This is a genomic window from Terriglobales bacterium, assembly GCA_035561515.1.
GTDB lineage: Bacteria > Acidobacteriota > Terriglobia > Terriglobales > Acidobacteriaceae > DATMXP01.
On record DATMXP010000037.1, the window covers coordinates 17,868 to 43,791 of the forward strand.

The 25,924-nt window shown below is 56.7% G+C and carries 21 protein-coding genes and 1 tRNA gene; 11 read left to right on the plus strand and 11 right to left on the minus strand.

The annotated features are described in order from the left end of the window. Positions 1-10: 10 nt before the first annotated feature. Together VN577_16185 and VN577_16190 are read left to right on the plus strand one after the other, a co-directional pair. Positions 11-574: a hypothetical protein gene (locus tag VN577_16185; GenBank protein HWR16363.1), complete on the plus strand. Its 564-nt coding sequence runs from the start codon at positions 11-13 to the stop codon at positions 572-574. 152 nt (positions 575-726) lie between these two features. Beyond that, positions 727-1,683, plus strand: a complete 957-nt coding sequence (locus tag VN577_16190) for a sensor histidine kinase (GenBank protein HWR16364.1) — start codon at positions 727-729, stop codon at positions 1,681-1,683. Positions 1,684-1,734: 51 nt separating this feature from the next. Here the strand turns inward: VN577_16190 and VN577_16195 are convergent, their stop codons facing one another. Together VN577_16195 and VN577_16200 are read right to left on the minus strand one after the other, a co-directional pair. Further along, the gene (locus VN577_16195; protein ID HWR16365.1) at positions 1,735-2,424 is read right to left on the minus strand and encodes a hypothetical protein; all 690 of its coding nucleotides are present in this window, start codon (positions 2,422-2,424) and stop codon (positions 1,735-1,737) included. Between the two features lie 544 nt (positions 2,425-2,968). Next, on the minus strand, positions 2,969-4,393 hold the full coding sequence (locus tag VN577_16200) for a CCA tRNA nucleotidyltransferase (protein HWR16366.1): 1,425 nt from the start codon (positions 4,391-4,393) through the stop codon (positions 2,969-2,971). A 36-nt stretch (positions 4,394-4,429) separates the two neighbouring features. Here VN577_16200 and VN577_16205 point away from each other — a divergent pair, with 36 nt between their 5' ends. Next, positions 4,430-6,517 (plus strand): S9 family peptidase, encoded by a 2,088-nt coding sequence (locus tag VN577_16205; GenBank protein HWR16367.1) that lies wholly within the window; start codon positions 4,430-4,432, stop codon positions 6,515-6,517. 2 nt (positions 6,518-6,519) lie between these two features. Here VN577_16205 and VN577_16210 read toward each other — a convergent pair whose 3' ends face one another. Next, positions 6,520-8,790: a transferrin receptor-like dimerization domain-containing protein gene (locus tag VN577_16210; protein HWR16368.1), complete on the minus strand. Its 2,271-nt coding sequence runs from the start codon at positions 8,788-8,790 to the stop codon at positions 6,520-6,522. A 175-nt stretch (positions 8,791-8,965) separates the two neighbouring features. Here VN577_16210 and VN577_16215 point away from each other — a divergent pair, with 175 nt between their 5' ends. After that, complete coding sequence (locus tag VN577_16215) at positions 8,966-9,292, plus strand: oxidative damage protection protein (GenBank protein ID HWR16369.1); 327 nt, start codon at positions 8,966-8,968, stop codon at positions 9,290-9,292. 40 nt (positions 9,293-9,332) lie between these two features. Here the strand turns inward: VN577_16215 and tsaD are convergent, their stop codons facing one another. The 5 genes from tsaD to VN577_16240 form a co-directional block, all read right to left on the minus strand. Continuing rightward, a complete protein-coding gene (gene tsaD / locus VN577_16220; GenBank protein HWR16370.1) occupies positions 9,333-10,472 on the minus strand; it encodes a tRNA (adenosine(37)-N6)-threonylcarbamoyltransferase complex transferase subunit TsaD in 1,140 nt (379 codons plus the stop codon). A gap of 37 nt (positions 10,473-10,509) precedes the next feature. Further along, complete coding sequence (locus tag VN577_16225; GenBank protein HWR16371.1) at positions 10,510-12,756, minus strand: N-acetylmuramoyl-L-alanine amidase; 2,247 nt, start codon at positions 12,754-12,756, stop codon at positions 10,510-10,512. Continuing rightward, positions 12,753-13,634 carry a transglycosylase SLT domain-containing protein gene (locus VN577_16230; protein HWR16372.1) on the minus strand — a complete coding sequence of 294 codons (882 nt, stop codon included), beginning with the start codon at positions 13,632-13,634 and terminating at the stop codon, positions 12,753-12,755. Before VN577_16230 ends, VN577_16225 begins: the two co-directional genes overlap by 4 nt. A gap of 593 nt (positions 13,635-14,227) precedes the next feature. Then, positions 14,228-14,608: a response regulator gene (locus tag VN577_16235; GenBank protein ID HWR16373.1), complete on the minus strand. Its 381-nt coding sequence runs from the start codon at positions 14,606-14,608 to the stop codon at positions 14,228-14,230. A gap of 110 nt (positions 14,609-14,718) precedes the next feature. Beyond that, positions 14,719-14,794, minus strand: a tRNA-Thr gene (locus tag VN577_16240). A 105-nt stretch (positions 14,795-14,899) separates the two neighbouring features. On the opposite strand from VN577_16240, the gene VN577_16245 reads away from it, so the two are divergent. Further along, complete coding sequence (locus VN577_16245; GenBank protein HWR16374.1) at positions 14,900-15,763, plus strand: dihydrofolate reductase family protein; 864 nt, start codon at positions 14,900-14,902, stop codon at positions 15,761-15,763. A gap of 1 nt (position 15,764) precedes the next feature. Here VN577_16245 and VN577_16250 read toward each other — a convergent pair whose 3' ends face one another. Next, on the minus strand, positions 15,765-18,149 hold the full coding sequence (locus tag VN577_16250; protein HWR16375.1) for an APC family permease: 2,385 nt from the start codon (positions 18,147-18,149) through the stop codon (positions 15,765-15,767). Between the two features lie 55 nt (positions 18,150-18,204). Between VN577_16250 and lnt the strand changes: the two genes are divergently transcribed. Genes lnt through VN577_16280 form a run of 6 tightly spaced genes read left to right on the plus strand, consistent with a single transcriptional unit; the run spans position 18,205 to position 23,794 of the window. Then, the gene (lnt, locus tag VN577_16255; protein ID HWR16376.1) at positions 18,205-19,830 is read left to right on the plus strand and encodes an apolipoprotein N-acyltransferase; all 1,626 of its coding nucleotides are present in this window, start codon (positions 18,205-18,207) and stop codon (positions 19,828-19,830) included. 48 nt (positions 19,831-19,878) lie between these two features. Further along, positions 19,879-20,952, plus strand: coding sequence for a peptide chain release factor 2 (gene prfB / locus VN577_16260; GenBank protein ID HWR16377.1), 1,074 nt, complete (start codon positions 19,879-19,881; stop codon positions 20,950-20,952). Positions 20,953-20,955: 3 nt separating this feature from the next. Continuing rightward, entirely contained in the window at positions 20,956-21,627 is a 672-nt protein-coding gene (locus VN577_16265; protein ID HWR16378.1) for a cation transporter, read from the plus strand. Beyond that, positions 21,620-22,291, plus strand: coding sequence for an HD domain-containing protein (locus VN577_16270; GenBank protein ID HWR16379.1), 672 nt, complete (start codon positions 21,620-21,622; stop codon positions 22,289-22,291). The genes VN577_16265 and VN577_16270 overlap by 8 nt, the downstream gene beginning before the upstream one ends. Further along, on the plus strand, positions 22,279-23,376 hold the full coding sequence (locus tag VN577_16275) for a hypothetical protein (GenBank protein HWR16380.1): 1,098 nt from the start codon (positions 22,279-22,281) through the stop codon (positions 23,374-23,376). The genes VN577_16270 and VN577_16275 overlap by 13 nt, the downstream gene beginning before the upstream one ends. 1 nt (position 23,377) lies before the next feature. Beyond that, positions 23,378-23,794, plus strand: coding sequence for a CoA-binding protein (locus tag VN577_16280; protein HWR16381.1), 417 nt, complete (start codon positions 23,378-23,380; stop codon positions 23,792-23,794). Here the strand turns inward: VN577_16280 and VN577_16285 are convergent. Further along, the gene (locus tag VN577_16285) at positions 23,791-25,119 is read right to left on the minus strand and encodes a replication-associated recombination protein A (GenBank protein HWR16382.1); all 1,329 of its coding nucleotides are present in this window, start codon (positions 25,117-25,119) and stop codon (positions 23,791-23,793) included. The two genes, VN577_16280 and VN577_16285, sit on opposite strands and share 4 nt — an antisense overlap. Next, complete coding sequence (locus VN577_16290) at positions 25,116-25,922, minus strand: RNA methyltransferase (GenBank protein ID HWR16383.1); 807 nt, start codon at positions 25,920-25,922, stop codon at positions 25,116-25,118. The genes VN577_16285 and VN577_16290 overlap by 4 nt, the downstream gene beginning before the upstream one ends. Positions 25,923-25,924: the final 2 nt, after the last annotated feature.

The following is a 25,924-nucleotide window of genomic DNA, read 5'->3' on the forward strand; positions in this document are numbered from 1 at the left end:
GAGGCTTCTCGTGATCGACGATAATGATTTCCCCTATCAGTCTCTATTTGAGAAAGATGGATATACGTTAGAGAAGTGGGCTGACGTCGACGATCTCTCCAAGCTAGAGTCGGGCTACTTCGACCTGTTGCTACTCGATCTCCAAGGTGTTGGTCGACAGCAATCTAACGAGCAAGGGCTAGGCATACTTCGTCATTTGCGCCAATCGGCTCCAGCTCTGGTCATTATTGCCTACTCCAGTGCTGATTGGCCCTTGAAATATCAAGAGTTTTTTCGCCTTGCAGATGCTGTTCTGAGCAAGAGTTCCGACTACGTTGATTTTAAGAGGAAGGTTGATGAGTTGCTGCAGCAGCGGTTCTCCCTTGGTTTCTATCTTGGACGAATCAAGACGATTGTTGGAGTCATCGATGACGTGCAGAAGCTCGAAAAGGTAGCTCAAGACGCAATCCTTCGAAATAAGCCCAACATGCTAAGAAAGTTTTTGGAATCTCGGGTAGTGAATTCTCAGGCAGTTTCCAATGCGATTTCTGTGGTGCAGATTGCAGTTAGCATAGCGTCCTTATGGAAAAATTAGCTCTGACGTTCTTTCCCTTTCCCCACAAAGTCGCTGGCAAGCGGCGTGAAGGGTTCCAACTCCCCGCGCCACGACAGTGCAATTCGTGCGATCGCCAATGTGAACGGAAGAAAACGTTTGAGGTCAAACTTTGCTCATACGGAGTGAATTACGTGTGGCTCGACGCACAGTGTCTCACGTACGGATTTCTAGTTCCGCCAATCAGCTCTGCCGCGCAGAAAAAAGCTTTTCGCGAACATCCTTATAACAAGACTACCTTGATCGAGATCCATCGTGCGATGAGCGTTTACAGAAGTATAAGTAAGGAATTCACAGATGAAATCGAGAATCGCAAAGCTGCTCTGATTGAGAAATATAGAGCAGAGAAGGGTTTCGAAAAGGACCTGCTGGAGCTCCTACGTCCCGAGATCAGAAGAAGCTTCTCCTACTTGCACGACTATCGCCAGTTCATAGCGAGAGTGCGACAGAATATTAACGTTGTTCTTGATCGTTATCCAGGCGACACAATTGAACAGAAACTGTCCCGGGCCTTCCCATCAGAAAAAGCAATATACGCCTCCACTATTCTCATGGAAGAAAAGCTTCAGGCCGCATATCTTCTCCTGAATCCGGATCGAATGCTGGTTACAGATGAAACTATTTTTCGCGTTCACGGGCTTGTAACTAAGTATCTGCGTATTTATCAGGCATCATTCGACGAAAAGAACGTACGGGTCAAAGTAGTGGGTGAGAGTCACGGAGAAGTCAAAGGGAGCCAAATTGCGTCTTCAGTGATACCCCACACTTTGATAGACAACGCGCTCAAGTATGCTCCTCGTGGGTCAGAAGTCATCGTCGAGTTTCGCGAGACAGAGGACAGAATAGAGCTGTCAGTGTCATCGTACGGCCCGCAGATCCGGAACGACGAACGCGAGAAGATTTTCGAAATTTTCTTTCGCAGTGATGCTGCCGTTAAGCAAGAGGAAGAGGGCGCAGGGTTTGGTCTATACCTTGCCCAATTCGCGGCAAAGCAGCTCGGCACCGCAATTGTAGTCAAGCAACAGTCAAAGAAAGATAACAGTCGAGGCTACTGGACGACCTTCTCAATTGCTTTCACGAGAGAAAGGTGATCGCCGGGTGCCTCTCCTAACGCGGCAGCGATAGGAGGGGCAAGACACTGCTCACGCCGCCGCCGCCCGCGATCCCGCATCCGCCCCGCGCGCCATCCTCACCAGCCACCACGCCGTCAGTCCCCATACCATGAACACCAGCGGCAGATACGACCACGTCATTACCGCCGGGCTCAACACGTTCCAACCCAGGTACTCGCCGACAATTCGCAGCGCCACGCGCAACGCGTTGATCGCCATTGCTGCCGCGATCGGCCAGTGTACCGACACGCGCGGAATCACCGTCAGCACAATCACGCTTCCCAAGGTAGGCGCCATCATCAGCGGAAAATATAGCGCGTGCTGTATTCCCTGGAACACCTCCATGGAGTGCAACATGCTGGCCCTTACCGCCGCGTCCGTCGTCGCGTGGAATTCCGCCGGCAACTGGATCTGGAAATAGAACAGTTCCGTGCTCCTCAGAGTGATCTCCATCAGGAAGAACACGAAAAACCCGAGGAAGGCCAGCCACGCGCCGGCCCGGTTCTGCCGCTCGAAGGTCAGGCACACCGTGTAGTACACGAACACCAGCCCGAAGATCGCCAACAGCATCAGCCACGATCTCGCCACGTTCAGCGGATGCGCCCCGCTCTCGAGCGCTCCGGCCAGGCCGTTGCCCTCCGGTACCTTCGCAAACACCCACCACTGAAACGACTGCACCGCAATGTACAGAACCGACACTACGGCGGCAGCAACATGCATCCTTCTTCCAATCAACCGGTCTACCCCCAAGCTGGTATGTCCTTTTGACGTGGACCATTAAAAAGTGTCACGAGTCGCCGACCTCGTGAGAGATGTCAAGGGGGTCACGACGCCAATTTCCCCGCATAGTCTTGAAAACACTCGCAAAATAAATTTCAAAACCGTGGCATGATGCCCCCACCCAAATTGCTATCCTGAAAATGTAGGTGGTGAAGACGCATTTTGCCGACGACCAACAACTAATGACTAACAACTTGCTTCTTCTAACTCCTTTGTTTTCATATATGCGTCGTGTAACCCCTTTGCTTTCATATACAGATTGGCCATATATGAAAACAAAGGACTTATAAATCCTTTAGAATCATATATGTAGAGCCCGACGCTCGCGTAACCGCTTTGTTTTCTTATACGAAGGCAAAACAGGGGGGGAGGGGGTCACCTCTGTTGGTATGGACCGGTGTAACCCGACACCTGCTTTCTCATAATCTCCGGGTGTCCTGGTGAGGCAAGCTTTTTGCTAACCGCTATTCCTGGCACCTATCCTCTACTTGGCGACCGGATAATTCGCTTTTACGAACTCGATTGCCTTATCTCTGCTGCTAAGCGTGCCCTCGAGTTGCTGGTCCTCCACGGCCGCCAGCATCTCCTTGAACAGCGGACCCGGCTCGTACCCCATCGCGATCAGGTCCCGGCCAGTCAGCAACGGCGCCGGCTTGATCGCCTCAGGCGGCAGTTCGGCTCGCTTGGTGGAAACGTAGTCATATAGCGATAGGTCGGCGTGGCTGCTCAGGCAATCGATCCGGTGCAGTGCCAGGTGCTCGTCGAAATTCGGAAGCCGGATGAAGCGCTTGAAGGTCGACTCCTTCATCTTCGGCGCGTCGGCGAACCGCATGTGGTTGTTCACCAGTGCAAGGATCTGTTCGGTGTCGTCGTTCGACATCCGCAGCCCCTGACATATCTCTTTTGCCATCGCCACCCCGACCTCGACGTGAAGGTCGAACCGGATGCGGTCCGGAGCACGACGGAACGTCGGAGGCTTGCCGACATCATGCAGCAACGCGCCCCACGCCAACGTACGCGACACGCCCTCGGGCAGCTTCTCCAGAAGCAGCAGCGTATGAATCCATACGTCGCCTTCCGGATGGTATTGCGGCGGCTGTTCCACACCTTTCATTTTTTCGATTTCTGGCAGCACTTCGTGCAGCAACTTCGATTCATCGAGCAATTGGAATGCTTTTCGCGCGCGACCTTCAGTCAGCATCTTCGTCAGCTCTTCGCGAATACGTTCGCGGCTGACCTGGTGAATTTCCGGCGCAAGCCGCTGAATCGCCGACATCGTCTTCGGCTCGATCTCATATCCGAATCGCGCGGCAAAACGAACCGCTCGCAACATCCGTAGTTTGTCTTCGGCGAATCGCCTTTCAGCTTCTCCGATCGTACGAATGATTCCTGCTTGCAGATCAGATCTTCCGCCGACAAAGTCGAGCACGCGATCGCCATCGAGCGGATCGAGCAGCAATCCGTTGATCGTGAAGTCGCGCCGCTGAACATCTTCCTGCGCAGTCTTGCTGAACCGCACTTCGTCCGGATGTCGACCGTCGCTGTAAACGCCATCATTCCGGAACGTCGCGACCTCGATCGCCTTGTGCTTCGCCGCTTCCACCGCGGATTCAATCGCATCCTGCTTCGCGGCATCTTCCAGGTCTTTCGCGGTCAGTCCATCCGTCGGAACCAGCACAACGCCAAACTGCGCTCCAACTGCATATGTCTCCGGAAAGATCCGCATTACTTCTCTCGGAGTTGCACTGGTCGCGACGTCGTAATCCGCAGGTTCTCGCCCGAGCAGCAAGTCACGAACGCATCCTCCGACGAGATACGCTTCGTGCCCATGCTCTCGCAAGGTCCGAATTACCGACACTGCTGCCTGCTTGATCACCCTTGAATTGTAGAGGACTTCGCCACGCGACACGAACCGCTTCCAGATGACACAATAGATGACGAGAAGATGACGACTATTTTGACCTCTGGCAAAGTTCCCGATCTCAGCAAACCACCCATCGCAAAGAAGGTCCCGAAGACCGACATCGTGCATGGCGAAAACCGTGTTGACGACTACTTCTGGCTCCGCAACAAGCCCGATCCCGAAGTGAAAGCCTATCTCGACGCCGAGAACGTCTACACCGATATCGCGATGGCTCACACGACCGAACTGCAGCAAACGCTCTACCGCGAAATGGTCGGTCACATCAAGGAAACCGATATCGGAGTTCCGTATCCTGAAGGCAATTACTTCTACTACGCGCGAACCGAAGCCGGAAAACAGTATCCGATCTTCTGCCGCAAGCCGAGCCTCGACGGTACTGAACAGATCGTGCTCGACGTGAACCAACTCGCCGAAGGCGAGAAGTTCATGAGCATCGGTGCGATGAACGTCAGCGACGACGGAAACCTGCTTGCCTACTCAACCGACAACACCGGCTTTCGCCAATACACGCTGCATATCAAGAACCTCACCACTGGCGAAGTCTTCCCCGAACGCATGCTGCGAACCGGATCGGTTGCGTGGTCGTCTGACAACCGGACGATCTTCTACACCGTGGAAGACGAGCAGACCAAGCGCCATTTCCAGCTCTATCGTCACGTGCTTGGAACACCTGTCGAACAGGACGTTCTCGTATACGAAGACGCCGATGAGCGCTTCAACGTTGGTGTGTATCGCACGCGCAGCCGCGAGTTCATCATCCTCCAAACTGGAAGTCACACGACCAGCGAATCGCACTACGTTCGCGCCGCAAATCCCAACGGTGATTGGACGCTGATTGCGCCGCGCGTTCAGGATCAGGAATACGACGTCGATCATCGCGGCGATCGGTTCTACATCCGCGTGAACGACACTGGTCGCAACTTCCGCCTCGTCTCAGCGCCTATCGGTTCGCCAAGCCGCGAGAACTGGCATGAAGTGATGCCGCATCGCGCAGACGTGATGCTGACCGAGATCGACTGCTTCCAGGACTTCTACGTTCTGGTCGAGCGCGAGAGAGGCCTGCCTCAATTCCGGATCATCCACTTCGACACCCGCACTGAGATGATGGTTGAGTTTCCGGAACCCGCGTATTCTGCACAGCCAGCGCAGAACCGCGTCTTCCAGACTACGAAATATCGCTACAGCTACCAGTCGATGGTTACGCCGAGCTCGGTCTATGACTACGACGTGAACACGCGCCAGTCAGAACTACGGAAGCAGATCGAAGTTCCGGGATACGACAAATCTCTGTACCGTTCCGAGCGCCTGTTTGCCACGGCCAAAGACGGCGTAAAAGTGCCCCTCTCAATCGTCTATCGAAAAGGCTTCAACCGCGACGGTTCGCATCCGATGCTGCTGAACGGTTACGGTTCGTACGGTTACACGTATCCGATCAACTTCAGCTCCAACGCTCTTAGCCTGTTGGATCGCGGATTCTCGGTGGCCATCGCGCATATCCGCGGCGGCGGCGACTTGGGCAAGCCTTGGCATGACGATGGACGAATGATGAACAAGAAGAACACCTTCACGGACTTCATCGCCGTTGCGGAACACCTAATCACAGAGAAGTACACATCGCCGGATAAGTTGGTCATCAGCGGCGGAAGCGCAGGCGGCTTGCTGATGGGCGCTGTCGTGAACATGCGTCCTGACCTGTTCAAGGCCGTTGTGTCGAAGGTTCCGTTCGTGGACGTGATCAACACAATGCTGGACGCATCGCTGCCTTTGACCGTCCCCGAGTACGAAGAATGGGGCAATCCAAACGAGAAACCTGCTTACGATTACATGCTCTCGTATTCGCCCTACGATCAACTCGAACCCAAGGCTTATCCAGCGATGCTGGTGAAGACCAGTTTCCACGACAGCCAGGTGATGTATTGGGAACCTGCGAAATACATCGCCAAACTCCGGACATTGAAAGCGGACTCGAATCCGCTGTTGCTGAAGACCAATATGGCTGCAGGTCACGGAGGCGCTTCCGGACGCTACGATTTCCTGCACGAGATCGCGTTCGACTACGCGTTCATGATCTGGCAGGTCGAAGCGCCCGAAAAGGCTCTGTCCACTTAGCCCTACTGTAGAGCGCGTTCCAGTTCAGCGGCGGCTGCGTCAATCGCAGCCGCTTCGTTCATCAGCACCTTGCCGACGCGTTCGATCGCACTGCCAGCCAAATCGAACTTGTCCTGCTCAATCGCCTCGCGAACAGCGGGAATTGTCTTCACGCCATAGCCTGTGTAGAGTCCCGGAGCGTAGATCTGGTGTTTGAACCACGGTCGTTCCGGCAGACCTTCGGCCAGCAGAAACGCACGCTCTGTCTGGATGAGCTTCGTGTTCACCGCGACAGCTTTGGTAAGCGTTGCGCCTCCGTTCTGTTGCGTACGATCCAATAAACGCTGGTAGCGATCGGCACTTGCGCGCAGAGCTTCAATCCCGTTCCGCAGAGGAGCGAAGTTCAGGTAAGGAGCGACTGCGAGGCGCGGCGGCGGAACCGACTTCTTTCGGGGATCGGCGATAGCAGCAAAAACGCCTTCATCGAGCTGACGATTCCGTTCAAGTGCGTCTTCGCGTTTCTTCTTCGCAAGTTTCTCCAATTCATCGATGTAGCGGCCGATTGTGTCGGATGAACCGCGGAAATCGAAGGGAAGAACATCGGCACTGGCGAGTCGCATGACGGCAGTACCAACCGTTTGCGCGAGTGCCCGTCCGTAAATGAAGTCGTAGTCGTCGAAGTGTGTGTACCAGTAGAAGTCGTCGTAGATGGAGTGGTAAACGCCCTCGCCATCCTCTCCTTCGTAACTGAAATTCAAAGATGCGATTCCGAGATGATCGATGAAGGCCGTGTAGTCGGAGCCAGATCCGAGAGCGTGAATGCGAAGCTGACTGCGCTCACGGATGTCTTTACGGTCATCTTCCTCTTTCGCGCTGGAGATTCGATGGAGCTTCAGCCGCTGCCAGACGGAAATGTTTTTCTCGGGGTCGACGAGATCGCGGGCGACATCGTTGACAAATGTTTCCAGGGAGTGTGATCCGCCGGCGCTGAGGAAGCCTCGGCCATTGCCATCGGTGTTGATGTACGCGACAGCTTTTTGACGGAGTTCGTCGGCGTGAGTTTCAGCCCATTCTGTGGAGCCGAGAAGTCCGGGTTCTTCGCCGTCCCAAAAGGCGTAGATGATGGTGCGCTTTGGGCGCCATCCCTGTTTGAGCAACTCGGCGTAGGCACGGAGTTCTTCCATTTCGGGAGCAGCGCCCGAAACCGGATCCTGCGCGCCATTCACCCAAGCGTCGTGGTGATTGCCACGAACGATCCACTGATCGGGGAACTCAGAACCGGGGATGGTGACGATAACGTTGTTCACGGGTTTTCGGTCCCAGTTCGACTTCATGACGAGGTGGACTCTCGCGGGGCCCGGCCCAGTGTGATAGGTAATCGGCAGCGCGCCGCGCCACGATTCAGGCGCAGTTGGCCCGCCGAGTTGGGCAAGAAGAGGTTGAGCGTCGCTATAAGAGATTGGCAGGACAGGAATTTTCGTCAGCGTCTTAACTTCGCTGAGGTCCAGGCGCTTCGCATCTCTGGTCGCACCGACGTCGGGGGTAAGCGGGTCACCCGGATAGGTTGGCATGTCAGCGACGCTGCCACGCTGAACGCCGTTGGGATTGCGGTATGGACCAGCAGGGAATACATCGCCCTCGAAGTACCCATCATCGCGCGGGTCCGAATAGATAATGCAACCGATGGCACCATGTTCGGCTGCAACTTTGGGCTTGATTCCTCGCCATGAGGCACCGTAACGCGCAATCACGATGGCGCCTTTCACCGAGATGCCAAGGCGGTCGAGTTCTTCGTAGTCACGAGGCAGTCCGTAATTCACGTATACGAGAGGACCAGTGACATCGCCGTCGATGGAGTAGGCGTTGTAGGTAGGAAGTTGCTCCTCCTGTTGCTTCGAAGTCGGGTCTTCGGGGACGGGCGGTTCCTGCAGCTTTGCCGTGAAGTGTTTCGGCGCAACAAGTTCAAGGACACGTTGCTGTGGGGTGGGAAAGAGGACGTCAAAGGTTTCGATTTTTGCATCCAGACCCCACTGGCGGAAGGTGTTCATCAGCCACTCGGCGTTCTCTTTGCCATAGGGTGAACCGACGTGGTGCGGGCGCGCCGACAATCGCTGCATGTATTCGCGAATCTTTGCCGGTTCCGGGATAGCGTGAAACTTCTGCTGCCATTGGCGCTGGCTTGCCGCGTTCGCATTTGAAAAACCGGCAATCGAATTAGTTTCCGGAGGCGCCGCGTTCAGGGATGACGAAGAGAGAGCAAGGGCGAGAAGGACCGCAAAAATCTGTCGAATCATGGCTTGTCTTTCAATGTGAGTGAAGCAAGGTGACCGGAATTATACAGGGCGACGTCTCCGGCGCGTCCCCAACGGAGCGGTTGTCGTAACAGGCGAGCGTGGCCACCGCGGCGGGTTGGCGCAATCACCGCTGCGATACAATAAATGAGTATCGGTTAACAGAGAGAGGTGCATCATGGCAGGCAATCATTGGACGCCCGCCGGCAACCAGACAGGCCGGACGGTATTTTGCGTGAAGTTTCAGCGGGAGCTGCCCGGATTGGATGAGCCGCCATTCAATGGCGAGCTCGGCGATAAGATCTACCAGAATGTTTCGGCTGAGGCGTGGAAGATGTGGAGCGAACACTGCAAGATGATCCTGAACGAATACCGGTTGAATCCGGCGAACAAACAGGACCAGGAACTCATCGTGAAGCAGATGGAGCAGTATTTCTTCGGCGAGGGCGCCGCACTACCCGCGAACTATGTTCCACAGCAGGGCGGCCACGGTCACGGTCACTAGACCAACGGGATACAGAGACGCCGGTGTGAGCTGGCGTTTTTTATTTGAGGACGAGACCAGCTTCCGCCGAAACGTCGAGCGGGGCAAAGTCACGAGCGAGAAACTTCGGATACGCCGCCGCGGCAATCATGGCGGCATTGTCGGTGGACAGCGGTCGCGACGGGAAGTAGACGCTGATGCCGGCCTCCGCGGCACGTGACTCAAATGTCGCCCGTAACTCGCTGTTCGCAGCGACACCACCGGTGACAAGCAGTGTTGCGACGTTGAAGGTCTGAGCTGCTGTGAGGGTTTTTCCGACGAGGTCCTGCACAACCGCACGCTGGAACGAAGCGACCAGGTCAAGCGTTTGCCGGTCGCAGAGTCTTCGGTAGTCTTCCACACCCGGCTTCTCGATACGGAGGAGCTCTTTTCGGCGCGCCTCAATGGCTTCCTGCATTCCGTTCAGTTCCACGTAACGAAGAACCGCGGTTTTGATACCGCTATAGCTGAAATCGAAGTGCGGCCGCTGTTCAAGAGGCTTGCCATGATCGCGACGGTCGCGATGCTTCATTTGCGCCAGGGCAAACTTCACTGCCTGAGGGTCGCCATGTTTTGCGAGTTGATCGATGACTGGGCCTCCCGGATATCCGAGGCCAAGCAGTTTGGCGACTTTATCAAAAGCTTCACCAGCAGCGTCGTCCCGCGTGTGTCCGACATTGGAGTAGCGCCAACTGGCTCCCTCCTGCTCGGCTAAGTAGAGATGCGTATGTCCGCCGGAAACCACAAGTGCGACAACGGGGAACTGAAGCTGGTGATTTCCCTGTAGCCGCTGCTCGAGCAGGACGGCGTGGATGTGTCCTTCCAGGTGATTGACCGTGATGAGCGGCTTGTCGAGTGCAAAGCAAATTGCCTTGGCGAAACTGAGGCCGACCAGGAGAGCTCCAGCGAGTCCGGGACCTCGTGTGGCGGCTATGGCGTCGAGTGATTCGTAACTCTGTCCGGACTGCTCAAGCGCAGCGCGAAGGACGGGAACGATGTTGCGCAGGTGTTCCCGCGACGCCAATTCAGGGACGACTCCCTGGAATGGCTTGTGAGTGGCAAACTGCGAGAGCACGACGTTGGAGATAACTTCTTCGCCGGAACGCACCACGGCGGCGGAAGTCTCGTCGCAGGAGCTCTCAATGCCCAGGATATAGGCCATATCCTGATGATAAAGGAAGCGGGTGGACGTGTAGTACTTATTGCCCTTCGGCCATCTTGGTAGCCACTTTTACGCCGCTCAGACCGCCGATGTATTTGGATACTCCCTTGTAAAGGGAATCGGCGATCTTCTGACGGTACTCCGTGCTCTGTAGTCTCTTTTCATCAGTGGGATTACTGATGAACGAAATCTCGGCAAGAATCGAGGGCATGTTGGCGCCGATCAAAACGATGAATGGCGCCTTCTTCACGCCGCGGTTCCTGATAGCTGGAGCCTTCGCCGCCAGTCCGGCGTGGAGCGACGACTGCACATCAAGCGCGAACTCGCGTGATTCCTCGATTTTTTCCTTGAGAGCGATCTTCTTTACGAGGTCCTGCAGTTCGTGGATCGATTTTTCCGAAACGGCGTTTTCACGGGCGGCGACTTCAAGAGCGTCTCGGGATGACGTGAAGTTCAGGTAATAGGTCTCAACTCCGCGGGCCGATTCGTCGCGGCTTGAGTTCGCATGCACCGAGATGAACAGATCCGCCTGCTGCTGATTGGCGATAGCAGTACGAGTCTCGAGCGGGATGAAGGTGTCGTCGTCGCGGGTGTAGACGACCTCTGCGCCGAGGCGCTGCTCAAGTGCCTTGCCAAGGCGCAGAGCGACGTCGAGGACGAGGTCTTTTTCCATCAACCCGTTGGGACCGATGGTTCCGGTGTCGTGTCCACCGTGTCCGGCATCGACCACGATGCGCCCGATCTTCAGGCCGAGAGCGCGGATGAGCGAGCGCTCGCCGTCGGTGGTCGGCTTGGCTGTGCGGGCCGCGAGTTTTTCAGGGGCCTGACGCTTCTTGCCGCGAACACGGATTGGTGGCTCTTCGTGCTTCGAGGCTGTCTCTTTGGAAACGGGCGGCTCGGATTTTGCTACCGTCTCCGTTTTCTTCGGCTCAGGGCTTTTTGGTTCCGGATCGGGCTCGACAATCCTGGTCGGGACCTCTCTGGGCACCTGCGCAGTACTTGTTTCCGTGGCCTTAGTGGTTTCTTCCCTGGGCTGAGGCTTGGAGGCTTCCTGCTTCGGAGTGTCTAGTTTCGCGACTTCGGTTTTCTTTTCGGCAGGGTTTTCAGTGGCTTTCGCCGCAGTCTCCGTCTTCGAACTTGGCTCAGTCGCAGGAGCGGACTTCTTCGCAGCGGCTGTGGGCTTCTTGTCGGCAACGGCCTTCTTCTCTCCGGCTGGTTCGGACGTGGGCCTGGGTTGCTGTGTGCGCGCCATCAGCTTGGTGGGCTTGTTGCCGTGGATGTCGATAATGAGCCGATATGGGTTCGGCAACAGGAAAGCCGAGTAGTCGCCAACATCGTCGCCGACTTCGAGCACAACGCGGGTGAGGCCGGGAGCGAATTGTCCGACGCGGATCTTCTTGAGGAAGCCGTCGTCCACGTCGAGGGTTTTGCCCTTGAGGACAGAGGAGAGCTTCGTGTCTTTCAGGTCGAAGTAGATGCGATCGGGATTCGGAATGCGGCCGAAGTCGTACTGGATTTCCTGCTCAAGATCGATGGCGATGCGAGTGTAGTCGGGGGTGGACCAGTGGCGGACGCCGGTGACAAGAGTCCTGGTCGCCGGGCGATCGGCTGGCTCGGCTGAGACTTCGGCTACGGTGGCCTTTTTGTCGGCTGCGCCGGTTTGTTTTTCTGCCGCAGGCTTCACGGACTCCCGAGTTTTTGCCGAGGCAGCCTTGGCGGCCTGCGCTTCTTCGTCTTCGATTTCCTTCAGTGCGGCACGAGCGTCAGCAATGAGCTCGGTGTTGGGATACCGCTTTACGAATTCCTGGAGAGTTTCCTTGGCCTTGGCGTTGTCGTTGAGGTCGTCGCGATAGATCTGCGCGATGGTGAACAGTGCTTCCACGCGATACTTGCTGCCCGGATACTCCTTGCGGAGAAACTCGTACTGACCGATGGCATTCGTCAGGGATTCGGTGCTCTTGAAGGTGCGGCCCTGCTCGACCAGGAGTTCGGCGACGGCGGCCACACTGGCATCAGCCTTGGTAGAGGTCGGCGCGGTGTAGTAAACCTTGCGGTAAGCCTCGATAACCTTTTTGTAATCGGCGATTTTGCGGTCCTTCGCGGGCCGGCCATTGAGCGCTTCGCGCATGCGTTCGGCATTTTCGAACTGGGTGCGCGCAATTTGTTTCTTCTGGGCAACGGTGAGCGCTTGTGCGGGAGATGTCAGTAATGCGATCGCCACGAAAGCAGAAAGCAAGCGGCAGATGGCGGAGTATTTCGTGTTGGCCCGTGAGTCCCTATTCATTCCGTATTGGTAATCCTGAGCACCCCGTTCGGGTTACGAGAAATCCGGATAGGTGCGGCGGTCGAAGTAAAGAACCGGCCCGGCGCACCGTTCCAGTAAAGTTCGGTAATTCTTTTTACGTAGTCTCTCGTTTCCCGGTACGGAGGCACGCCGTTGTTACGGTTCACCGCACCTTGTCCGGCGTTATAAGCAGCCAGCGATAACGGGACGTCACCGTTATTATTCGCGAGCAGTTCCTTAAGATGCCGAACACCTGCTTCCACGTTTTGTTTCGGATCGAATGGATTCGTAACATTCAAGCTGCGGGCAGTGGCGGGCATTAACTGCATCAGGCCCATCGCGCCCTTGCGGGATACGGCCCGCGAATTGAAATTGGATTCGACTTTGACGATCGCCCGAACCAGATTTGGGTCCACGTTGTGCTTTTGGGCGGCTTCCTCGATGGCGCGGTCGATCTCGGCGGATGAAACCTGGTATCCAGTTGCCAAAGTACGGTAGTTCGGGTTGTCGGAGGCACCCCGACCCTTCGGTTGGGAAGAAACGTAACTTTGGACTTCGGCGGCCGCGCTTCGGGCGGCAGTCAGAGCCGCGTAGGAGGGTCGCTTTACAGGAATCCAACGGCGCTCGGCGTTACTCCAGTAGACGTAGCGGGCAGACGACCGTGGCGCGGTGCGAGCGGAGGCCTTGGTGGGACGCACGGGAGCGCTTTCGTCGTTTACGTAAACGGTGCGCCCGTTCTCGTCGCGAATGGCAGTGATGCGGTCGCCGGCCTGAACGCTTGGAAGCACAGTCAATCCCAGGAAGAGGAACAAGGAGGCGCGGAGAAGAGAAGCGTGAATTCGCGTCGGCCGCAGCCGGATCTTTCGCCAAGAAAACATGAACACTCCTTCCCTTGGCGCACCAACCTGGGCGAACCGTGCGCGATATACCAAGCTACTTCGAAGACATCTACCAGAGTAGGAGGATTATAGCCCTGACGGGAACGGGCTTCAATCCGGCGAAAGGCAGGGAATCAACCAAGTGAACGCCCCTAAACGACTGAAATTTCATGGAATTTCGGCAACGCGGACGGCCGGAGTAGCGGAAGGACTAAGTACCATTGGGCGAGGGTACCAGCCCCCCAGAGCCCGATTTCCAGCCAACCGGGAGAGGGATGAGGGCGCATCCCATCACGAAACAGTTATAAGCAAGCCCTCTATATCGCTCGACCTAACAAATTGGGGAATTCATGTTGCTGGGAGATCTACGCTCGTTTCGCCGGCTTTCGCCAGCGTTTTCGTTGAGAGGCACAGTCTTCTGCTGGGAGTGTTCGCTGTGTCACAAGCTGTTCGTGCCGGTACCCCATGACTCGCCTGCGAGCGGGGAGGAATTGGCCCGGATCTCGTCGGAATTCAACCAGCACGATTGCGCGATCCAATTTGCGGTTGGCCGGGACCGTCGAAAAAAAGCACTCGTTGCGTAAGGAAAAGTCCTACTTTCGGAAGCGCGCGGCCGCACCTTCCACGACACTCAAAAGATGGTCGGTGCTTATCGGGTAAGTGAGGAAGGCGCTGGCCCCGACGCTCTCCGCCTGGCTGCGTGCAATGGATGTCGCCTCGGTTCCGGTATGAAAAATGACTGCCGCGTGCTTGGTACGTTCGTCTGATTTGATCTGGCGGCAGACTTGGTACCCATTGATACCTGGCATGTTGATGTCCAGCAAAACTACCTGCGGAGCGTGCTGGCTGGCGAGGTCAAGGGCTTCTTCGCCGTCCTTGGCGAGAATTACCTCATAGCCTGCGTTCTGGAGAATTTTCCCCATGGCATAGCGGTGCGCTTCGTGATCGTCAACGACCAGGATCTGAATAGACATGAGAGTTAAGGGCGAGCTCTGCTCATGATACCCAGAACAGAACTATTTGCAACACTTGTGCGGCAAGATTAAGGGAAAATTCCGGGTAAGGAGTTCCGGGGGGCAAGGTATGGAGCCGACGATCGGACTTGAACCGATGACCTGTCGATTACGAATCGACTGCTCTACCAACTGAGCTACGTCGGCCTGATTCGATTTTATCTGTCGCTGTCGAAATCGTAAAGATGCCCTCGTTGCGATACCCTGTTTGCCAGACTCACCGAAGTACCATGCTTTGCCGCGGAGCGAAAGATGCGTGAGTTTCAGGTGTTGTTTGACGATGGAGAGCCCAGTTCGATTGAGAGCGATGTCCTTCGTCCGTATGGTCGATTGGGGTTCCCTGCGCCGCCGGAAGGCCGGCCTTGGATCTACGCGAACTTTGTACAGTCGATGGATGGAATCACGTCACTCCTGGGACGGCACGGGTCGGGTGGGGACATTTCCCAATCGTCAGAGGACCGCTGGCTGATGGATGTGCTGCGCGCGCACGCCGATGCCGTCATCATGGGACTGAACACGCTTGTGCACGAACGCGTTTACATGGGGAACCCGAGGGGGCCGGTGTTCCGAATCGCGAATGCCGAGGTGCAAGAACTTCGGAAAATACTTGGGCGGGTAAAGTTCAAGAACGTATTTGTGACGAATTCGGCGAACCTGGAATTGGCAGACTTTCGCGTTTTCGACAGCGAAGAGGTGGATGCCTTCGTGGTCACCACGACGGCGGGGGCGTCGCGATTGCGCGCACAACGGCATCCGATGGTGACGATCATCGAGTCAGGGGAATGGCCGCGGGTTGATCTGCAACGAATGGTGAGGCTTCTGCGGGAACAACTAGGAATCCGCTACCTTCTGTGCGAAGGCGGGCCGACGTTCTACGGATCGATGGCAAAAGCTGGATTGATCGACGAAAAGTTTGTCACCGTGGCACCCGTCGAGGTAGGACAAGCCGCTCCACCGGAGCAGGAGATGGCGGAGTTCGACAAGACACGGTTGCGACCGAACACCTTCACCGGGCCTGGGTTCACGAAGGAAAAGATGTCGCGATGGAAATGGCTGAGTTGCCGGAAGGCCGGCGATCACGAGTTCAATCGATATCGATTGCTGAGAAACTTATAGCCTAGAAGGGCCGATTACTGCTTGGCGGCCGCTTGTGTTTGTCCGTCTCCTCGTCGGGCGAGGGAGGCTCCGCGGTGAGGGTTGGGCCTTCGTCTGGCAGGGAAGGCGTCTGTGCGCGTCCTCCGTCGTGTTTCAATTCACGCAGAATGTCATCGCGGTCGCGTCCGGTGTAATCACGGGCGAAACGTGTTAAGGCCAGTGTGACCACGTCCGAGTGGTGGACGCGATCCATCCCTCTTTCCTTGGTAATGCTCAACCACAGACGATGCACCAGGTGAACGTCTTCCGACTTCATCGTCGGCGCGTGGGGACCGATGCGGAAGGTGTCGACCGAAATGTCGGGACGCACCACCTGCAAAACGAACTGGCGCTTGGGTTCGGGCGCGGCTTCCCATGCCCGACCGAGGTTGAATGCCTGTTCCTGAGAGCTCATCCGGCTGGAGAGGCCGATTATTACGGCGGAAGACTGCATGGCATTGGCCGTTTGCACGATAGCTGACCACGGATCGCGGGCCGGAACCACCAGCAGGGAAATGCGCTTGCCAGCCTTTTCAGCAACGGAGACAGCACGAGTGAAGAGCGTTTGCTCGTAATCGCTGAATATCTGCTCCATGGCAAGGTCGGACGTGCCGGTCCCGAAACGGCTAATGCGGGCCGACATGACGACAATGTCGTCCTTGTCCGTGTCGGTATGTTGCAGCGCCCACAGCAGGTGATACATCGCGTTGTAATCGCGAACGGCGACGAGCACGTTATTCGGGCGAACACCCACGGAGTCCGTAGCGACATTGTCCCGATGTAGTAACTGGAAGTGTTCCCGCATCTGCCGCTCGGCGTCGGCATGCTTGCGCTTGTTCACCTTCTCCGAAATGGTGAAGATGGCAAAGAACACGCCGGCGAAGATGAGACCACTTACCGTCGCGACCGACTTCGTAAACAGGTTAATGATGGCGGTGGAAACCAGGACAAAGCAGACGGACGCGAGTCCGACGGGAACTTCGAAATTTCCAATCTTGAAGTTGGGTGGGACTTTCCAGCCACGTTCGCCCTTGTACTTGAAGCGCAGCAACAGCATCGACGTGCTGTTGAAGACGAAGCTCCACATTACGCCGAAGGCATAGGCTTCGCCCAATAGGTAAACATCGCCCCGGCTCACAAAGATGATGATCAACTGGAAGATCACCACCATGTTGATGTTGCGGTAGCTGGTGCCGTAGCGCTTGTGCGGTTTACGGAACCAGTCGGTAAGCACGCCGTCTTCGGAGACGCGGTTGAGGACGCCGTTGGAGCCGACTATGGCAGTGTTAATGGCTCCCGAAAGAATCAGGAAACCGACGAACACCACAAAGACGCGGAACAGGATCTTCAGGAATTGCGGGCCTACCAGGTACATCGCCAACCCTGCAATCAGGTTGTCTTTGTAGACCGGCACGCGGACTGCGTCGGGAATCAGCATCACCGCCAGCAACGAAACAATGCCGGTGAAGATGAAGCTGTAGATGGCAATGATGAGCGCTGTGCGCTTCAGGTTCTTGAGTTTGGGGTGAGCGATTTCGCGGTAGACCTGGGCAAGGCTCTCCTCACCGCTCATGGCCAGCACGGAGTGGCCGAAGGCCATCATGATGCCAATCAGGGGGAAGAGCTTCCAAATATCGCTTCCACTCAGGAAGCCTAATGCGTGCTCCGCGAAATTGAGGTTGCTCGGAATCGGGGCGGGAGGAAGTTGCCAGTCCTTACGAATGAGCAGCGTTATGCCGGCCCAACTGAGCAGGATGACCACCATGACGGTGGTAATCTGCATCACGCGCAGGGCCTTCTCGCTTGATTCCTCAATGCCCTTGATGTTCTGCCACCAGTAGTAGATCGTGACGATCGCGGCAAGGGTGACGGCCACCCAGTTCACGGGGACTTGCGGAGTCCCACCGAATGCCTGGTGAATGCTCGGGGGTATGAATCCTACGGAATCGGCGTAGGCCAGCAGTTCGTTTAAAAGGCCTCCGAGGTATTGGCCGGCAGAAACGCCTGAAATTGGCCCGGTCAGGACGTAGTCGAACATCAGCGCCGAAACTGCCGCCTTGGCGAAACCGCCGCCGATGGCTTCCTTAACAATGCGGTACACGCCGCCGCGCACAAACATCGAGCAGCTCTCGACGTACACGGCGCGCACCGCGAACGAGAAGAGCATGACGCCGATAATGAACCAGGGCGCGGTTTTTCCGATGGCCTGCTCGGCGATGCCGCCGGCGTAAAAGGCCGACGAGCCGAGGTCGTTTAGAATGACGGCAGCCGCTCTCCAATAGGAGATGAACGTCAGCATCACCGACGTTGCGACTACGATTCGTACACGATCGGATGAAGGCGAGTTTGGCGGCGCAGTGGAGCCCATCGTTAGTACACCCGGAACACCCGGGTGCGGCAGTACCGTAAGCGACTTATCTTAAATGCAAATCGCTCCAGTGACGAATCAGAATGCGAATGCGGCCGAGCGGAGTTTTGAGCTCCGCAATGTAAGAGGCTGGATACCCTGGACTCTTGCTTTCTTTTCCGGGGTTCTCCAGGTGCTTATCTTCCCGCTCCCAAATTGGACATTCCTCTGCTGGGTTGCGCTTGCCCCATTGTTTGCGGCCGCATTGCTGGCGGGTAATCGCTATTCGGGACGGCCTCTGCGGGCAGCAATGCACGGCTTTCTGGTGGCGTGGGTGAGCGGTATCACTTTCTATGCCGGATCGTGCTACTGGGTGTACCACGTGATGTTCCTCTACGGCGGCCTGAGCGCTCCGCTCGCCGGAGGGGTGCTGGTTCTGTTCTGTCTATACGTGGGCCTGGTGCACGGAATATTCGGCGCGCTGCTCGCATTCATGGCTTCGCGGGCCGGGTGGGGGATACGTGCCCTGCTTCTGGCGCCCTTCTTCTGGGTGGCAGCGGAGTTGTTCCGCGCTCGGGTGATCGCCTTCCCGTGGGATCTTCTAGGAACCGTGTTGGTGGATAACATCCCCATGTCGCGAATTGCCACGGTAACGGGGGTTTATGGGCTGTCGTTTGAAGTGGCCCTTATGAATGCCACCTTCATCGGAATCCTGTTGATGAACCGGAAACGGCGCACTCTGGGCCTTGCGGCATTCATCTTCATGTTCGGTATTCTCGAGACAGGTTCCTTCCTGCCGGCGCCCGAGAGCACCTCCAGCGGAACCGCGCGGATCGTTCAGCAGAACCTGCCGCTCAACCTCGACTGGACCCCCGAGTTCTATGAACAAACGCTGGCCGACCTGAAGAAGTTGAGCATCATGCAACCGGGAGAGGGTATGCCCGGTGACCCTCTGCCGGACTTGGTGGTCTGGCCGGAATCGCCGGCGCCATTCTTTGAGAACGAGCCGCGGTACCGGCAGACGCTCAGCGACATTGCGCGGGAATCCCGGGCGTACGTACTGGCTGGAATGTTGGGTACGCGGCACGGTACGGAACCGGCTCAGGAACTCTTCAACTCAGCCGAGTTGATTGATCCGAGCGGAGAATGGATCGCCCGCTACGACAAGATTCATCTGGTGCCCTTTGGCGAGTATGTTCCTTTGCAGAACCTGTTGAGTTTCGCGAAGAAGTTGACGAAGGAAGTGGGCAATTTTGTTCCGGGAACGGAACGGATGGTGCTGCCGGTCCACACCTACAAGCTTGGAATTTTCATCTGTTACGAGTCGATCTTTCCGGACGAGGTGCGGCTGTTCGCGCGCGACGGCGCGGGCCTGCTGGTGAACATTTCCAACGACGGCTGGTTCGGGAATACAGCGGCACCGATGCAGCATCTACGCATGGCTCGGATGAGGGCGATCGAGAACAATCGCTGGGTCGTGCGTTCTACCAACACGGGAGTGAGCGGCTCAATCGACCCGCTGGGGCGCGTTGTGAAGCAGCTCCGGCGTAACGTTCGCGTTGGGCTCGACGTCCCTTATGGCGTGATTACCAGCACCACTTTCTACACTCGACATGGAGATTGGTTCGCGTGGACGTGTGCGATAATCAGTATCGGAGCTCTATTTTTGCGCTCACCATTTCGAACCGGTGTATCTACCTAATGTTGGAAGAACTGGAACAGCAATACAGCGCCCTCCGCGACAAGGTTCGTGACCTGCGGGAGTATCTTTGACCCCTCCAAAGCCCGCGGCCAGCTAAACGAAATCGAAAAACACATTGCAGACCCTGCTATTTGGGCGAACCCTGAACGCTCCCAGTCGCTCATGCGCGAGCGCAAGCGCCTGGAAACCATCCTGAACACCGAGGAAGAGCTGGGCCGCCGGGCATCAGAGATCGAAACGTACTTTGAGTTGGCCCGGGAAGGCGAACACGTCGAGTCGGAGTTGAAGGGTGAAGTAAATGCGCTCAGTCAACAGGTCGAGAAACTCGAGACGGAAACCTTGCTCTCGGGTGACAACGATATGCTGAACGCGATTGTGACCATTCATCCCGGCGCGGGCGGCACTGAGTCGCAGGACTGGGCGGACATGCTGCTGCGTATGTACCTGCGCTGGGCGGAGCGACAGGGCTTCGGCACCAGTGTTTATGACTATCAACCCGGCGAAGAGGCGGGGCTGAAGTCGGTGACGTTCTCGGTCACCGGAGAATATGCATTCGGATTGCTGACCAGCGAGATCGGCGTCCACCGGCTTGTGCGGATCTCGCCATTCGATCAGGCAAAACGCCGGCATACATCGTTCGCCAGCGTGTTCGTGTCGCCGGAGATCGACGACTCGATTGACGTGGTGATTCGTGCGGAAGACCTGCGGATTGATACATACCGTTCCGGCGGCCGGGGTGGGCAGCACGTCAACACGACGGACTCGGCAGTTCGGCTGACGCATATCCCCACCGGCATTGTGGTGGCCTGCCAGAACGAGCGCTCGCAGCACAAGAACAAGGAGCGCGCCATGAGCGTGCTTCGTTCGAAGCTGTACGAGTACGAGATGGAGAAGAAACGGGCAGAAACGAAGAAGATTGAAGAATCCAAACTCGATATCGACTTTGGCTCGCAGATTCGGTCATATGTACTTGCACCCTACCGAATGGTGAAAGACCACCGCACGAAGGTGGAAGTCGGCGACGTGGATCGGGTGCTGGATGGAGATCTGCAGCCGTTTATCAGCGGGTATCTGCGCATGCGGCGCAACGAATCTCAGGGTGGGACGGCAGTCTCGGCATAAGCAATGGCTTCAGGAGCGCAATCTCTCAGTCGACAGCACTTCATCCGCCGGGGTCTGCGTCTTGAGTACCTGACCCTCGGGTGGAATTCTCTCGAGGCGGTCATCGCCGTAGTGGCGGGACTTACGGCGGGCAGCATTGCGCTGGTCGGGTTCGGCTTCGACTCTGTCGTCGAGTGCCTGTCAGGAGCTGTACTCGTGTGGCGGCTGCGCACGGATGCGGAACTGCATCGGCGTGAGCGCGTGGAGGCGGTTGCCCTCCGGTTGGTCGGGGTGAGCTTCCTTATTCTTGGAGCTTATGTCGCGTGGGAAGCGATTGCCACGTTGATCGAGCGGGAGGCACCAGAGCATAGTCCTCCCGGTATCGCGCTGGCTATCGCATCATTGATCGTGATGCCGCTCCTTGCACGAGCGAAGCGCACCGTGGCAAAAAGCATAAGCAGCAATGCCATGCATGCTGATTCGCGACAGACGGATATCTGTGCCTATCTTTCGGCAATCTTACTGGGCGGACTCGTTCTGAACGCAGCCCTGGGATGGTGGTGGGCTGACCCGTTGGCTGCACTCATCATGACGCCGATTATTCTGAAAGAAGGGGTCGACGCGATTCGCGGCAAGAATTGCGGATGCGAGTGGCCACTCGCGGAATCGGGCTGCACGGACGGATGTCATGAGTAGCATTACGACGTTTACGGAAAACCCGCGACTTACGCAGCGTTTCAACGATGCGCTGGTGTTTACGGCTGAGCTGCACTGCCGGCAAACGCGTAAGGGCGGAGACCAGATCCCATACATCTCGCACCTGCTCGGAGTCGCTTCGCTGGTGATCGAAGCCGGCGGGGATGAGGACATGGCGATTGCCGCGCTCCTGCACGACGCAGTTGAGGACCAGGGCGGCATGGAGACGCTGGAACGAATCCGCGAACGTTTTGGAGAGCGTGTAGCTCATGTGGTTGTCGGCTGTACAGATGACTTCACGGGGCACAACAGAACCGCCTGGTGCGACCGGAAGACGAAGTACATCGAGCACCTGCGCGAAGAATCCGACGAAGAGACCAGGATTGTGTCGCTGGCCGACAAGGTCCATAACGCACGCACCATCCTGCTGGACTACATCGAGCAGGGAGACGCGGTGTTTGCACGCTTCCGTGCACGCAAGGACGGCACGATCTGGTACTACCGCTCGCTTGTGGATGCATTTCGCTACGCCGAGGAGAAGCGTCCGATCCAGCACCATGCGCGTGGTCACGAGCGATTGCTCCGGGAACTGGATCGGCTCATTGGAAAGCTGGAACAAAGAACGAATATTGACGGTCGGAGCGTCAATCCATGTCGAGGATGATCGAACTGATCCGGCAATCGGCTGTGCCGGCTACAGTGATGCGTTCGGCGGCACGAGGTGCGTTGTCCTTGCCTGCCGGGGAGATGGTCGAAATCCTTGTGTACCTGAGCCACAATCCCACGTTTTCGGACCAGGCGAGACTTTCGTTGGCGGGCTTCGATTTGGAATCGATGAAGCAGGTTGCAAGCGACGCGAAAACCCCTGTAGAAGTTTTTGAGTATCTCGGTGTGCCAGAAAATGTCCGTCCCGCCATCTTGCCGATTCTGCTGGATAATCCCGCCTTGCCGCACCATGTGCTTCTACAACTTGCGTTAAGCCATTCTCAGGAAATCCTTTCTGTGATGGCCGGTAACAAGCGAGTGCAGGCAGACCTTCCAGTGTTGCGAACGCTGTTCTCGAATCATGCGCTTCCGCTCGATGCCAAAGCGCAGATTGAACCGTTACTGAATGCTTCGGATCATGCGGGGAAGGACTCCGAATACTCAGAGGAGGACCTGCTCGAGATCGAGGGAGACATCGCCAGGTACCTGACCGAGCATGCGACAGAAATTGCGGCAGAGGAAGCCAAAGGTTTTGAACTTATTGATCTGACGGAAGAAGAAAAGCACGAACTGGTTGCACATAAAGAGAAGGAACACGCGTCCGCCGAGGATCGCAAGCGCATGTCGCCGCTGCAGAAGATCGCTTCGATGACGGTTGGCGAGCGCGTCCAACTGGCGATGAAGGGCAATCGCGAAGAGCGCTACATTCTGATCCGCGACGGGTGCAAAGTCGTATCGTCAGCGGTACTGGAATGTCCGAAGTTAACGGATCAGGAAGCGGAGACCTTTGCGGCCATGAAGAACGTGCAGGAGACAGTGCTGCGCGGGATCGCCGGGAAGCGGAAGTTCATGAAGTTGTACCCCGTGGTGCGGGCGTTGTCTTCGAATCCGCGCTGTCCGCTGGATGTTGCCTTGCCGATGCTCAAGAATCTGCTGGTGCAGGACCTGCGCAACCTTTCCATGAACAAGAACGTCTCAGACACGCTGCGGAAGGTTTCCTTCAAGATGTTCAAGGAAAAGAGCAGCACGAAGAAAGACCAGTAAGATGGAGGACAAGTTGCCGGAAACCGATCCCATGCTGAACGTATTGAAACAGGCGAAAACGATTGCGGTCGTTGGATTGTCGGACAACCCACTTCGCTCAAGCTACGGCGTCTCCGCGTACATGCAATCGCAGGGCTACCGCATCGTCCCCGTAAACCCGAACTGCGACTACGTGCTCGGCGAGAAGTCATATGCTTCGCTGCTCGATATTCCGGAGAAGGTGGACATCGTGAACATCTTCCGCCGCTCCGAATACGTGCCGGCTATTGTGGAACAGGCAATCCAGATCAAGGCTCCCGCTATCTGGATGCAGGAGACCGTCGTTCACGCCGAAGCCGCTGAAAAGGCACGTAAGCAGGGCATTTTTGTGGTGATGGATACCTGCATTCTGAAGGAACACCGCAGGCTCGTGCGCTAGCTTTTGCTTCTGATTTTCCGGATTTCTTCCATTCGGTCGCGAATCCGCTTTTCTATACCTTGATCCGTGGGGTAGTAGTAGCGGCGTCCGCGCAGGTTGTCGGGCAAGCACTCCATGTTGGCGACCTTCTCTTCGTAGTCGTGCGCGTACTCGTAGCCTTTTCCGTATCCCACATCCTTCATCAAGCTGGTAACCGGGTTACGCAGGTGCAACGGAACAGGATCGGCGGCGGTGTGTTCCACATCCGCTTTTACAGCGCCATAAGCTGTATAGAGTGCATTTGATTTCGGCGCCAGCGACATGTAAACAACTGCTTCGGCGAGCGCCAGGTTTCCTTCCGGCAGCCCGATGAAATCGACAGCTTCCTTCGCCGCCATCGAAATCTGGAGAGCATGTGGGTCGGCCAATCCCACGTCTTCTACTGACATGCGGACTACACGCCGGGCAATGTAGAGCGGGTCCTCACCAGCTTCCAGCATGCGCGCCAGCCAGTAGAGCGCGGCGTCGGGATCGCTGTTGCGAACCGACTTGTGCAAAGCGGAGATGAGGTTATAGTGCTCCTCTCCTGCTTTGTCGTAACGCAGAATGCGCTTCTGAAGCGCTGATTCCACGATGGCGTCGGTGATGACGTCGGAGTTTGTGTCCTTCGCGAGCGTGGATGCAATCTCAAGCACGTTGTACCCGGATCGCGCGTCGCCGCTTGAATACGCAGCGATCTTCGCGAGGGCACTTGGCTCCGCGGTAAGCCGCAACTCGCCTAGCCCGCGTTCCTCATCTGCCAGCGCACGTTGCAGCAGCATCACGATCTGTTCTTCAGTCAGTGGGTTCAGGACATACACGCGGCAGCGCGACAGCAATGCGGAGATGATCTCGAATGAGGGATTTTCGGTCGTAGCGCCTATCAGCCGAATGTTGCCCTTCTCCACGTGAGGAAGAAACGCGTCCTGCTGCGCCTTATTGAAACGGTGAATCTCGTCAACGAACACGATCGTTCGCGTGCCGTATTGCCGGGCCTTCTCGGCCTCAGCCATCACCTGCTTGATTTCCTTAATTCCTGACAATACGGCCGAGAACTCGATGAACTCAGCACGCGTGACGCCCGCGATAATGTGCGCGAGCGTGGTTTTACCGACACCCGGCGGTCCCCAGAAGATGATGGAGCCTGCATCGTCGCGCTCGATCTGCACGCGCAACGGCTTGCCCGGCGCGAGAATGTGCTGCTGCCCCACGAATTCGTCGAGCGTGCGCGGGCGCATACGGTCCGCCAGCGGACGTGATTTGTCCACCGGTTCAGGCAGGTTCGGAGCAGTGTTGAAGAGGCTCATTTAGCCCGTTGCCTCTGCGCTTCATACAGGATTACCGATGCCGCGATGGCTGCATTCAATGACTCAACCCGATCCGAGTGGGGCACCCGGATAAACTCGTCGGCCAGTTCAATGTATTCACGCGGAACGCCGGCGCCCTCACTTCCCACGAGAATGGCGATACCCCCATCCAAATCCACTTCCTCAATGGATCTTCCCTTGTGAGAAGAGGTCGCAACCACCCGGATGCCGTGACTTTTTAGGTTGGATATGGACTCTGCTGTTGCGTGTAGAGTCGGTATCCGGAAACTCGATCCCGCCGACGCTCGGATCACTTTCGGATTAAACTCGCTGACGGTCCTGTCTCCCAAAAGGATGCCGGTAGCTCCGAATGCTTCCGCCGACCGGATGATGGTGCCAAGATTTCCCGGATCCTGAATTCCCATGGCGCCGAGCAACAACGGGGTCTTCTGCTGCAGTAGTTTTTCTAGTGAGAACTCCGGCCACTTTACGAGGGCGGCAATGCCCTGGGGAGTTTCCGTGGCGACCGCGCTCGCGAATACATCGTCAGGTAGCGCGATGATTTCGGCGTGGCTCGAGATCTGCGGGAGCAGTTTGTCCATGCGAGGTTCTGCCGAAGCTGAGAAGAATACCGCGCGAAATCGTAAGCCGCTGCGGGTGGCTTCTTCGATGATGCGAACGCCCTCGATCGCGCAGAATCCATCCACCAATTCGCCGTGCTGAAATGCGCGACGGAGGTCCTTTACGAGGCTGTTTTGGCGGCTGCTTATCTGCCGGACGCGCGTGTTATGCGTGGTTGCCATTC